This is a genomic window from Cupriavidus respiraculi, assembly GCF_914271545.1.
Lineage (GTDB): Bacteria > Pseudomonadota > Gammaproteobacteria > Burkholderiales > Burkholderiaceae > Cupriavidus > Cupriavidus respiraculi.
Genome location: NZ_CAJZAH010000002.1, coordinates 194,233 through 206,170, shown reverse-complemented (window position 1 = coordinate 206,170; position 11,938 = coordinate 194,233). Strand labels below are relative to the sequence as shown.

The 11,938-nt window shown below is 67.5% G+C and carries 12 protein-coding genes; 10 read left to right on the top strand and 2 right to left on the bottom strand.

Annotation, left to right across the window (positions count from 1 at the left end; translation table 11 throughout):
* Positions 1 to 60: 60 nt before the first annotated feature.
* The 7 genes from LDO27_RS08520 to LDO27_RS08490 all read left to right on the top strand — a co-directional run bounded on the left by LDO27_RS08520 (position 61) and on the right by LDO27_RS08490 (position 7,227).
* A complete protein-coding gene (locus LDO27_RS08520; protein ID WP_224041133.1) occupies positions 61 to 1,908 on the top strand; it encodes an acyl-CoA dehydrogenase in 1,848 nt (615 codons plus the stop codon).
* A gap of 66 nt (positions 1,909 to 1,974) precedes the next feature.
* Positions 1,975 to 2,757, top strand: a complete 783-nt coding sequence (locus LDO27_RS08515; RefSeq protein ID WP_224041131.1) for an SDR family oxidoreductase — start codon at positions 1,975 to 1,977, stop codon at positions 2,755 to 2,757.
* A 79-nt stretch (positions 2,758 to 2,836) separates the two neighbouring features.
* Entirely contained in the window at positions 2,837 to 3,274 is a 438-nt protein-coding gene (locus tag LDO27_RS08510; protein ID WP_222201098.1) for a PaaI family thioesterase, read from the top strand.
* Positions 3,275 to 3,355: 81 nt separating this feature from the next.
* Positions 3,356 to 4,366, top strand: a complete 1,011-nt coding sequence (locus tag LDO27_RS08505) for an NADP-dependent oxidoreductase (RefSeq protein ID WP_224041129.1) — start codon at positions 3,356 to 3,358, stop codon at positions 4,364 to 4,366.
* 23 nt (positions 4,367 to 4,389) lie between these two features.
* A complete protein-coding gene (locus tag LDO27_RS08500) occupies positions 4,390 to 5,214 on the top strand; it encodes a class II aldolase/adducin family protein (RefSeq protein WP_224041128.1) in 825 nt (274 codons plus the stop codon).
* 39 nt (positions 5,215 to 5,253) lie between these two features.
* Entirely contained in the window at positions 5,254 to 6,156 is a 903-nt protein-coding gene (locus LDO27_RS08495) for an SDR family oxidoreductase (RefSeq protein ID WP_224041126.1), read from the top strand.
* Positions 6,157 to 6,306: 150 nt separating this feature from the next.
* A complete protein-coding gene (locus LDO27_RS08490) occupies positions 6,307 to 7,227 on the top strand; it encodes an alpha/beta fold hydrolase (RefSeq protein WP_224042490.1) in 921 nt (306 codons plus the stop codon).
* A 30-nt stretch (positions 7,228 to 7,257) separates the two neighbouring features.
* Here the strand turns inward: LDO27_RS08490 and LDO27_RS08485 are convergent, their stop codons facing one another.
* Both LDO27_RS08485 and LDO27_RS08480 read right to left on the bottom strand, forming a co-directional pair.
* Positions 7,258 to 7,785, bottom strand: coding sequence for an O-acetyl-ADP-ribose deacetylase (locus tag LDO27_RS08485; RefSeq protein ID WP_224041124.1), 528 nt, complete (start codon positions 7,783 to 7,785; stop codon positions 7,258 to 7,260).
* A 92-nt stretch (positions 7,786 to 7,877) separates the two neighbouring features.
* Positions 7,878 to 9,026, bottom strand: coding sequence for an iron-containing alcohol dehydrogenase (locus LDO27_RS08480; protein ID WP_224041121.1), 1,149 nt, complete (start codon positions 9,024 to 9,026; stop codon positions 7,878 to 7,880).
* 271 nt (positions 9,027 to 9,297) lie between these two features.
* Here LDO27_RS08480 and LDO27_RS08475 point away from each other — a divergent pair, with 271 nt between their 5' ends.
* The 3 genes from LDO27_RS08475 (at position 9,298) to LDO27_RS08465 (ending at position 11,935) form a co-directional block, all read left to right on the top strand.
* Positions 9,298 to 10,320: an alpha/beta hydrolase gene (locus LDO27_RS08475; RefSeq protein ID WP_224041119.1), complete on the top strand. Its 1,023-nt coding sequence runs from the start codon at positions 9,298 to 9,300 to the stop codon at positions 10,318 to 10,320.
* Positions 10,321 to 10,409: 89 nt separating this feature from the next.
* Positions 10,410 to 11,396: a tripartite tricarboxylate transporter substrate binding protein gene (locus LDO27_RS08470; protein ID WP_222201091.1), complete on the top strand. Its 987-nt coding sequence runs from the start codon at positions 10,410 to 10,412 to the stop codon at positions 11,394 to 11,396.
* Positions 11,397 to 11,497: 101 nt separating this feature from the next.
* On the top strand, positions 11,498 to 11,935 hold the full coding sequence (locus LDO27_RS08465; protein ID WP_222201090.1) for a YbgC/FadM family acyl-CoA thioesterase: 438 nt from the start codon (positions 11,498 to 11,500) through the stop codon (positions 11,933 to 11,935).
* The last annotated feature ends 3 nt before the right edge of the window (positions 11,936 to 11,938 follow it).

Below are 11,938 nucleotides of genomic sequence, written 5' to 3'. Positions count from 1 at the left end.
TTTTTGCCCGCCTGTCGATGCAACGTTCCCGTTGATACCGTTCCCGGAGCCTCTGCCGCCATGTCGATGATCATGTCCCGCCGGGACCTCGAATTCCTGCTGTACGAATGGCTGCATGTCCAGCAGCTGACGGAAATCCCGCGCTACGCGGACCATTCGCGCGAGACCTTCGACGCCGCGCTCGATACCTGCGAGAAGATCGCCACCGATCTGTTCGCCCCGCACAACAAGAAGAGCGACCAGCAGGAGCCGCACTTCGACGGCGAGACCGTCACCATCATTCCCGAGGTCAAGACCGCGCTCGATGCCTTCTGCGCATCGGGCCTGATGGCGGCCGGCCAGGACTACGAGCTGGGCGGCATGCAGCTGCCCGTGGTGGTCGAGAAGGCGGGACTCGCGTATTTCAAGGGTGCCAACGTCGGCACCAGCTCCTATCCGTTCCTCACCATCGGCAACGCCAACCTGCTGCTCGCGCACGGTACGCCGGCACAGATCGAGACGTTCGTGAAGCCCGAGCTGGAGGGGCGGTTCTTCGGCACCATGTGCCTGTCCGAGCCGCAGGCCGGCTCGTCGCTGTCGGACATCACCACGCGAGCGGACTACGAGGGCGAATCGCCACTGGGCGCACAGTACCGCCTGCGCGGCAACAAGATGTGGATCTCGGCCGGCGAGCACGAGCTGTCCGACAACATCGTGCATCTGGTGCTGGCCAAGATTCCCGGTCCCGATGGCAAGACCATTCCGGGGGTCAAGGGCATTTCTCTCTTCATCGTGCCCAAGTTCCTCGTCAACGAGGACGGCTCGCTCGGCGAGCGCAACGACGTGGTGCTGGCCGGGCTCAATCACAAGATGGGCTATCGCGGCACCACCAACTGCCTGCTGAACTTTGGCGAGGGCACGAAGTACCGCCCCGGCGGCAAGGCGGGCGCCATCGGCTACCTGGTGGGCGAGCCGCACAAGGGCCTGGCCTGCATGTTCCACATGATGAACGAGGCCCGCATCGGCGTAGGCCTCGGCGCGGTGATGCTGGGCTACACCGGCTATCTGCACGCGCTGGACTATGCGCGCAACCGGCCGCAGGGCCGGCCCGTTGGCCCGGGCGGCAAGGACCCGTCGAGCCCGCAGGTCAGGCTCGTCGAGCATGCGGATATCCGCCGCATGCTGCTCGCGCAGAAGAGCTATGTCGAGGGCGGGCTGGCGCTGAACCTGTATTGCGCGCGGCTGGTCGACGAGGAGCATGCGGCGCAGGGCGAGGCGCGCGAACGGCTCGCGCTGCTGCTCGATATCCTGACGCCGATCGCCAAGAGCTGGCCGTCGCAGTGGTGCCTGGAGGCCAACAACCTGGCGATCCAGGTGCATGGCGGCTACGGTTATACGCGCGAGTACAACGTCGAGCAGTTCTATCGCGACAACCGGCTCAATCCCATCCACGAAGGCACGCACGGCATCCAGGGCCTGGACCTGCTGGGCCGCAAGGTGGTGATGAAGGATGGCGCCGCCTTCCGCCTGCTCGGCGAGCGGGTGCAGGCAACTATCGGGCGCGCGACTGGCAGCGGCGACGCGGCGCTGGGCGCGCATGCGCGCGAGCTGGCCGCCGCGGTCAAGCGGCTGGGCGAGGTGACGGCCACGCTGTGGGCGGCGGGCGATCCCGCGGTGACGCTGGCCAACGCATCGGTCTATCTTGAGGCGTTCGGCCACGTGGTCGTCGCCTGGATGTGGCTGGAGCAGGCGCTCGTCGCGCACGCCGCGCTGGCCGGGGCCGACGCCGCGACGGCGGACTTCTATCGCGGCAAGCTGGCCGCGGCGGCGTACTTCTTCCGCTGGGAGCTGCCCAAGGTCGAGCCGCAACTGGACCTGCTGGCGTCGCTGGACCGCACCACGCTGGACATGCAGGACGCGTGGTTCTGACGGCGGCAACGAAAACGACGACGACAACAACAACGACAACAACGACAAGACACAGGAGACGACAACATGAAGACCATCCAGCAACTGTTCGACCTCAAGGGCCGCACGGCGCTGATCACCGGCGGCTCGCGCGGGCTGGGGCTGCAGATTGCCGAGGCACTGGGCGAGCAGGGCGCGCGCCTGGTGCTGTCCGCGCGCAAGGCCGACGAACTGCAGGCCGCCCAGGCGCACCTGAAATCGCGCGGCATCGAGGCCGACTGGATCGCCGCGGATGGCGCCCGCGATGACGATATCGCGCGGCTCGCGGACGAAACGCTGGCCCAGCTCGGCCACGTCGATATCCTCGTCAACAATGCCGGCGCAACCTGGGGCGCGCCCGCCGAGGAGCATCCGGTGCAGGCGTGGGACAAGGTGATGAACCTGAATATCCGCGGCCTGTTCCTGCTGACCCAGCGCATCGGCGCGCGTTCGATGATTCCGCGCCGCTACGGCCGCATCATCAACGTCGCCTCCATCGCCGGCCTCGCGGGCAACCCGCCGGGCACCATGGAGACCATCGCCTACAACACCTCGAAGGGCGCCGTGGTCAACTTCACGCGCACGCTGGCGGGCGAATGGGGCGAGCACAATATCACCGTCAATGCGCTGGCACCGGGCTTCTTTCCGTCGAAGATGACGCAGGGCTCGCTGGACCGCCTTGGCGTGGACCGCATGTGCGAGGGCGTGCCGCTGCGCCGGCTGGGCGACGACGAGGACCTCAAGGGCGCGGCCCTGCTGTTCGCCAGCGAGGCCGGCAAGCACATCACCGGCCAGATTCTCGCGGTGGACGGCGGCGTCAGCGCCGTCTGATCCTCCGCAGGCGGCGCGGCGCGACCGCAGGGTCGTGCCGCGCATCTCCCGACTTCATTGCGCCGCAGGACGTGGAATCATGACGCAAGACAATGGCTTTCCCATTCCCATTCCCTTCCTCGCCGACATGGGCGTGCATTGCCGCCATTTCGGCGGCGGCCTCAGCGAGATCGTGCTGCCCATCGAGCCACGCCACCAGAACGGCTGGTCGATGGCGCACGGCGGCGTGCTGATGACGCTGCTCGACGTGGCGATGGCCATGGCCAGCCGCTCGGCCGACGCCGAGGGCGACGGCCGCGGCGTGGTCACCATCGAGATGAAGACCACCTTCATGGCCCCGGGCCGCGGCACGCTGACCGCGCGCGGCGACTGCGTGCATCGCACCACCACCATGGCCTTCTGCGAGGCCGAGGTGGTGGACGACGACGGCAAGCTGGTGGCCCGCGCCTCCGGCACCTTCAAGTACATCAAGCGCGCGCCGCCGCAGCGCGAGCCGGATACCGGCGCCGACGGCTGAGCACGCCGGCAACGAAGACGCAACGACGCAGCACCATCCAGACACGACGACCCACGCCTGACCCACTACAAGGATTTCGCCATGCCCAACACCTATCAGCGCATCGTTCTCGCCTCCCGTCCCAGCGGCGCCGTGTCGCCGGACAATTTCCGCCTGGAAGAGGCGCCCGTGCCGGAGCTTGCGGACGGCCAGGTGCTGGTGCGCAACCACTACCTGTCGCTCGATCCCTATATGCGCGGCCGCATGGACGAGGGCAAGTCGTATGCCTCGCCGCAGCCGCTGGGCGAGGTGATGATCGGCGGCACCGTGGGCGAGGTGGAAGCCTCGAAGAATCCGAAGTTCCAGGTCGGCGACAAGGTCGTCGGCATGTTCGGCTGGCAGGAGATCGGCGTGTCGGACGGCAGCGGCCTGCAAAAGGTCGACACCACGCACATTCCGCTGTCGGCCTATCTCGGCTCGGTCGGCATGCCTGGCGTGACCGCGTGGTACGGGCTGAACAAGATCATCGAGCCGAAGTCCGGCGAGACCGTAGTGGTCAGCGCCGCCTCGGGCGCGGTGGGAAGCGTCGTGGGCCAGCTCGCCAAGCTCAAGGGCTGCCGCGCGGTGGGCATCGCGGGCGGCAAGGAGAAGTGCGACTACGTGGTCAACGAGCTGGGCTTCGACGCCTGCATCGACTACAAGGCCGCCGCCGATTCCAAGGCGCTGTACATGATGCTGAAGGAAGCCACGCCCGACGGCGTGGACGGCTATTTCGAGAACGTGGGCGGCGAGATCCTGGACGTGGTGCTCTCGCGCATGAACGCCTTCGGGCGCATCGCCGTGTGCGGCATGATCGCCGGCTATGACGGGCAGCCGCTGCCGATGAAGAACCCGCGCATGATCCTGGTGTCGCGCCTGAAGATCGAGGGCTTCATCGTCTCCGAGCATATGGACGTGTGGCCGCAGGCGCTGTCTGAACTGGGCAACGGCGTGGCGCAGGGCAAGATCAAGTTCCGCGAGTCGGTGGCCCAGGGGCTGGCGAGCGCGCCCGAAGCGTTCATGGGCCTGCTCAAGGGCAAGAACTTCGGCAAGCAGTTGGTCAAGCTGGTCTGACCCAGGTACAGGAGGAGACCATCATGAACGCTCCGGACGACATGGCCGCCGGCCTGCCCGAAGAGGTCAAGGCCAAATACCGGGTGCTGCCGCGCCCGCCGCAGTTCGCCACCGTGGCGGAGGAACGCCTGCACCGCAAGCAGCGGCTTGCGGCGGCCTTCCGCCTGTTCTCGAAGTTTGGTTTCGACGAAGGGGTGGCGGGCCATATCACTGCGCGCGACCCCGAGCACACCGATACGTTCTGGGTCAATCCGTTCGGCGTGCATTTCAGCCAGGTCAACGTCTCGAACCTGATCCGCTGCGACCACCACGGCAATGTGGTCGAGGGCGACTACCCGGTCAATGCCGCCGCCTTCGCGATCCACTCGCGCGTGCACCAGACGCGCCCGGATGCGGTGGCCGCCGCGCACTCGCACAGCACGTACGGGCGCGCGTGGTCCACGCTCGGGCGCAAGCTCGATCCGCTGACGCAGGACGTGTGCGCGTTCTACAACGACCACGCGCTGTACGACGAATTCGGCGGCGTGGTGGTGGAGCTGGACGAGGGCCAGCGCATTGCCAATGCGTTGGGGCCGCACAAGGCCGCGATCCTGCTCAACCATGGCCTGCTGACCGTGGGTCGCACCGTCGACGAGGCCGCGTGGTGGTTCATCACGATGGAGCGTTCGTGCCAGGTGCAGTTGCTTGCCGAGGCGGCCGCCGCGCGCACCGGCACCGCGCCCCGCACCATCTCGGATGCCGCGGCGCGCCAATCCTATTCCATCGTGGGGACCGCGCAGGCCGGCTGGTTCCAGTTCCAGCCGCTGTATGCGCGCATCGTCAAGGAACAGCCGGACCTGCTCGACTGAGCGGCGTTGCGGCAAACGATTCCGGAGGAGACAAGACGCATGAAACAGTTCGAGGGCAGGGTGGCCGTCATTACCGGCGGCGCATCGGGGTTCGGCAAGGAGTTCGCGAAGCTGGGCGCGGGCCTGGGCATGAAACTGGTGCTGGCCGACGTACAGCAGGACGCGCTGGATGCCACCGTCGCGGAGTTCAGGGCGCAGGGCACGCCGGCCATCGGCGTGCGGACCGATGTGTCGCGCGCGGAGCAGGTACAGGCGCTGGCCGATGCCGCGATGGCGGAGTTCGGCACGGTGAACCTGCTGTTCAACAATGCGGGGGTCGGCGCGGGCGGCCTCGTATGGGAAAACTCGCTGAAGGACTGGGACTGGGTGCTCGGCGTCAATCTGTACGGCGTGATCCACGGTGTGCGCATCTTCACGCCGCTGATGCTGGAGGCCGCCGCCAGGGATCCCGGCTACGAGGGCCATATCGTCAACACGGCGTCGATGGCGGGGCTGCTCAATGCGCCGGCCATGGGCGTGTACAACGTGTCCAAGCACGGCGTGGTGGCGTTGTCCGAATCGCTCTACCAGGACCTGAGCCTGGTGAGCGAGCAGATTCGCTGCTCGGTGCTATGCCCTTATTTCGTGCCTACGGGCATTCACCAGTCGCACCGCAACCGGCCCGCCGACCTCGCCAACGAGGCGCCGCCGACGCGCTCGCAGCTCGTCTCGCAGGCGATGTCGGACAAGGCGGTGACATCGGGGAAGGTCAGCGCCGCCGACGTGGCGCGGCTCACGTTCGAGGCGATCCGCGAGGAGCAGTTCTACATCTACTCGCATCCGCATGCGCTGGGGCCCGTGCAGCAGCGCTTCGAGGATGTGGTGGGGCAGCGCAATCCGGGCGATCCGTTCACCGGCAAGCCGGACGTGAGGGCGGGGCTGGTGGCGGCATTGCGGGGGTGACCACCGATTTTTCTCCCCTCTCCCGCTGGCGGGAGAGGGAAGCATACCGGCAGGGCTTGATGCGTCTTCGCCCTTGGCGGGAGCAAAGAAATCTCAGGCACGAACCATGCATCGGAGGCAGACATGACAGGCAGCGCGACGGAGACGACCATGGGCGCACCGGCGGTGATTCAGCATCTGCAGTTCGCCACGCTGCCCAACGGCACGCGGCTGCATTACGCCAGCGCCGGCGAGCGCGGCAAGCCGCTGATGCTGTTCGTGCATGGCTTCCCGGAGTTCTGGTACGAGTGGGAGGCGCAGCTTGCCGAGTTCGGCAAGACCCATTTCGCGGTGGCGCCCGATCTGCGCGGCTTCAACCTGTCCAGCAAGCCCGCCGCCGTGGACGCCTACCGGCCCAAACATATCGTCGAAGACCTGGTGCAGCTCATCGGTGCGCTGGGCTATGACCGTTGCGTGGTGGTGGCGCACGACTGGGGCGGGGCAATCTGCTGGAACCTGGCGATCCAGCATCCGCAGCTGCTGGAGCGGCTGATCATCATCAACGCGCCGCATCCCTATCTGTTCGCGCAGGCGCTGGCGACGGATCCGAAGCAGCAGGCCGCCTCCGCCTATATGAACTGGCTGCGCAAGCCCGGCTCCGAGCAGGTGCTGGCGGCGGACAACTTCGCGCGGCTGGAGGCCCTGCTGACGGCCTCCGGCGAGCAGCCCGCGCCCTGGTTCAGCGGCGAGACACGCGACAAATACCGGGCGGCATGGTCCCAGCCGGGGGAGGAGGGCAGCCATTCCCTGACCGGCGGGGTGAACTACTACCGCGCCTCGCCGATGCATCCGCCGGGGCCGGGCGAGCCGCCGCCGGACATCTCGCGGCTGGACCCCGCGCAGTTCGTGGTGCGCGTGCCCATGCTGGTGATCTGGGCGGAGAACGACAAGGCGCTGCCGGCCTCGCTGGTCGATGGACTGGACCGCTTCGTGCCGGACCTGCGCCTGGAGCGCATCCCCGGCGCGACGCACTGGGTCGTGCATGAGCAGCCGGAGCGGATCAACCTGCTGATCCGCAGCGCGGTGCGATAGGCGCGACAGATCGCCGGCTCGGGTGCCGGTTCAGGTGCCGGCGAGCCGCTCGCGATACAGGCGGTAGTTTTCCTCGTCGAAGCAGACGAAGGTCACCTGCTCGATGCCGGGCGCGGCGGCCAGCGCCTCGCGCACCGCGGCGATGGCGATGTCGGCGGCGCGCTCGCGCGGAAAGCCGTAGATGCCGGTGCTGATATTGGGAAAGGCCAGCGTGCGCAGGCCCTTGCTGGCGGCGAGCGCGACGCTGTTGCGGTAGGCGCTGGCGAGCAGCGCGTCCTCGTCCTGGCCGCCGCCATGCCATACCGGGCCAACGGCATGGATCACATACGGCGCTGGCAGCCGGCCGCCCGTGGTGATCACCGCCTGGCCGGTCGGGCAGCCGCCCTGCGACTCGCGGATCTCGCGGCACGCCTCCATGATGGCCGGCCCTCCCGCGCCATGAATGGCGCCATCGACGCCGCCGCCGCCCATCAGGCCGCTGTTGGCGGCATTGACGATGGCGTCGACTTCCATCCGGGTAATGTCTCCGTGGACGACCTGCAGGTGTTCGCCAGCCATGAACTGCCTCCTTGCGGTGGGAATTGCCATGGTGAAGCCCGGGGGCACGGACCCGGAACGAGCCGCGCAGCCCGCGGGCGACGGTGCCGCTGCTACATCGATTCCATCAGCATACGCCGGTAGTCCTCGGCGCTGGCCTCCTTCGGGTTGGTCTTGTGGCAGTGGTCCACCATCGCGCCGGCGATCACCTTGTCGAACATGTCCTCGGTCACGCCCATGCTGCCCAGCCGCGTGGGCAGGCCCAGCCGTGCCGTCATGTCGTGCAGCGCCTGCGCCAGATCGGCATCGTCCGGCAGATGCATGGCGCGGCGCATGCGCGCATAGCGCTGGTCGCGCACCACCGTGGGCGCGTCCGCGTTGAAGCGCAGCACCGCGGGCAGCACGACGGCGTTCAGCGTGCCGTGGTGCAGCCCGGTCTTGCCTTCCACCTTGAGGCCCCCGAGCGGGTGCGACAGCGAATGCACGCAGCCCAGGCCCTTCTGGAACGCCATTGCGCCCTGCATCGACGCGCTCATCATGTTCAGGCGCGCGTCGCGGTCCTGGCCGTCGCGGGTGGCGCGCTCGATATGGGTCCATGCGCGTTCCAGGCCGTCCAGCGCAATGCCGTCGGCGGGCGGGTTGAAGGCGGGCGCCAGAAAGGTTTCGATGCAATGGGCCACGGCGTCCATGCCGGTGGCGGCCGTCAGTCCCGGGGGCAGGCCGAGTGTGAGTTCCGGATCGCAGATGGCGGACTTGGGCAGCAGGTGCCACGAGTGGAAACCAAGCTTGCGGCCGTCTTCGAGGATGATGATGGCGCCGCGCGCGACTTCGCTGCCGGTGCCCGACGTGGTGGGCACCGCGATCAGCGGCGCGGCCTGGTCGGTGATCCTGCCGCTGCCGCCCTCGATGGTTGCGTAGGTCGGCAGCTCGCCCGGGTGGGTGGCCAGGATGGCGATGCCCTTGGCCAGGTCGATGGAGGAGCCGCCGCCTACGGCGATCAGTCCGTCGCAGCTCTGCGACCGGTACAGGTCTGAGGCCTTCTTGACCATGGCCTCGGTGGGGTTGGAGGGCGTCTCGTCGAACACCGCCACCGGCAGGCCGGCCAGCGCATCGAGCGCGTGCTGCGCCACGCCGGCCGCCACCACGCCCTTGTCGGTCACCAGCAGCGGGCGGCGGATGCCGATGCGCTCGCATTCCGACTTGAGCAGGCGCACGGCGCCGAAATCCATATGAATATGGGTCAGGTAATAGATAAAGGCCATGATGGCTTGTCTCCGGGCTGGAACCTGCTGATTCTCTGCGGCTTTTGGTATGGCGCGTGGCGAGGACCGGCGCATGCGCCGCGCCGCGCGCTGGTCGATGATGGCGCAAAACGCGGAACAGCGGGATACGCCGCCATATTTTCGTGGGGTGGACGCCCACAAACCACTGGCATCATACTAAAATCGAACGCTCGTTCACAATTCGAACTGTTGCTGATCGAACAGGACAGAACCCGTATCCCTGCGCCTGCCGAAATTCCCGTCGCCGTCCATGTCCGCTGTGCCGTCCTCGTCCACGTTGCCCACGCCGCCCGTCGCCGCGTCCGCGCCGCTCGATCCGCAGATCGCGCAGCTGCTGGACATGATCGCGCGCGCCAAGCGGCCGTCGATTCATCAACTGGACCCGGCCGACGCCAAGATCGCCTACGAGAAGAGCGCACCCATTCTCGATATCGCGCCGCGCCCGGTGCACCATGTCGAGGACCTGCGCGTGACCGCGCGCGATGGCCACGCCATCCGGGTGCGCCAGTACGCGCCGCGCGCCGCGAGCTGGGCCGAGCCGCTGCCGGCGCTGCTGTATTTCCACGGCGGCGGCTTTACGGTGGGCAGCGTGGATTCGCACGATGCGCTGTGCCGCCTGCTGTGCGACCGCGCGCAGGCCATGGTGCTGTCGGTGGACTACCGGCTGGGGCCCGAGTGGAAATTTCCGACGGCGGTCAACGACGCGTTCGACGTGCTGCACTGGCTGTTCGCCGAAGCGGCGGGCCTGGGGGCCGATCCGGCCCGCATCGCGATCGGCGGCGACAGCGCGGGCGGTACGCTGGCCGCGGCCTGTGCCATCGAGGCGCGCGACACGGGGCTGTCTCCGGTGCTGCAGATGCTGATCTATCCCGGCACCTGCGCGCGCCAGGACACGCCGTCGCACCGCGCGCTGGCCGACGGCTATCTGCTGACCGCGCAGATGATCCAGTGGTTCTTCGCGCAATACCTGCGCGGTGACGCCGACCGCGACGACTGGCGCTTCGCGCCGCTGGACGGCGCGGGCGTCGGCGCCGATGTACAAGGCTGCTGCCCCGCCTGGATCGCGGTGGCGGGCTACGACCCGCTGCACGACGAGGGCGTGGCCTATGCCGGGAAGCTGCAGCGCGCGGGCGTGGCCGCCGCGCTCGCGTCCTACCCGGGCATGATTCACGATTTTTTCAAGCTGGGACGGTTTGTTCCCGCCGTGGCCAAAGCGCACGACGATGCGATCGGCGCCTTGTGCCAGGCGTTCGGCACCCTGCCAGCCGGTTGACCGGCCGGCAGCGCACCGAAAGCCAAGGCGGTCACAGAACCCCGGATTTTCACAAGTAGTGATTTGCTGCAAACAGGAGACCTAGACTTATGCAACGCCGCCATTTCCTCGCCCGCGCGGGCATGCTCGCCGCTGCTGCCACCGCGACGGTTTTCGTCGCAGCGCCGGCGCAAGCGCAGGCCGACAAGTTTCCGGAGCGCCCGATCCGTCTGGTGATCGGCTACACCGCGGGCGGCTCCACCGACATTCCGTTCCGCGTGCTGGCCGATAACGCCTCGAAGATCCTCGGGCAGCCGGTCATCGTGGAGAACAAGCCCGGCGCGGGCGGCGTGCTGCCCGCGCAGATGATGCAGGCCACGCAGCCGGACGGCTATACGCTCGCGCAGGTCGCGATGCCGGTCTACCGCCTGCCGTACACCACCAAGATCAACTGGGACCCGGTCAAGGATTTGTCGTACGTGATCAACCTCGCCGGCTACTCGTTCGGCCTGGTGGTGCCCGCCGATTCGCCGATCAAGACGATGCAGGAGTACATCGCCTACGCCAAGGCCAATCCCGGCAAGCTGACCTACGGCACGCCCGGCCCCATGACCACGCTGCACCTGACCATGGAAGAGCTGGCGATGAAGCAGAACGTCCAGTTCTCGCACATCCCGTTCAAGGGCAATTCGGAGTCGATGCAGGCGCTGCTCGGCGGCCACGTGATGTCGGTGGCCGATACGCCGGCATGGGCGCCGTATGTGGAGCAGGGCAAGCTGCGCCTGCTGTCCACCTGGGGCGACAAGCGTTCGGCGCGCTTCCCCAACACGCCCACGCTGAAGGAACTGGGCATGGGCATCGTGCAGACCTCGCCGTTCGGCCTGGTCGCGCCCAAGGGCACCGACCCGCGCATCGTCAAGAAGCTGCATGACGCCTTCAAGAAGGCCATGGAGATGCCGAATTACCGCGAGTCGCTGGCCAAGTTCGACATGGAGCCGTTCTACATGGGCACCGAGCAGTACGCTCAGTTCGCGGCCGAGACGGTCAAGAAGGAAAAGGCCATCATCGAGAAGCTGGGCCTGGCCAAGCCGCAGTAAGCGCTGTGCCGCGCGGCGTTGCGCCGGCGTGCGATATCCCGAGAGGGTCGCCCGCCGGCGCGACGCCGTTTTCCTTTCCAGCCTGCCGAGGGAGCGTTCCAATGGCCAAGGAAGAATTTCGCCACAGCATGCCGCTGCGCGTGCGCTGGGCAGAGGTCGATCCGCAGTCGATCGTCTTCAACGCGCATTACCTGACCTACTGCGATATCTGCGTCACCGAGTATTGGCGCGCGGTGGGCATCCGCTATCCCGACGACGTGCTGCACGCGCACGGCGTGGATATCTACGTCGTCAAATCCACGCTGGAGTACCACGCGTCGGCACGCTTCGACGACATGCTCGACATCCGCGGCCGCATCGCCCGCATGGGGCGATCCAGCATGCTGTTCCGCGTCGAGATGTACCGCGGCGACGAGCACCTGATCACGGGCGAGATCGTCTACGTGTGCGCGGACCCGGCCACGCAAAAGTCCGCGCCCATCCCGGGGCCGGTGCGCGAAACCATCGAGCAGTACGAGACGGTCAAGCCCGCGGCATGACGG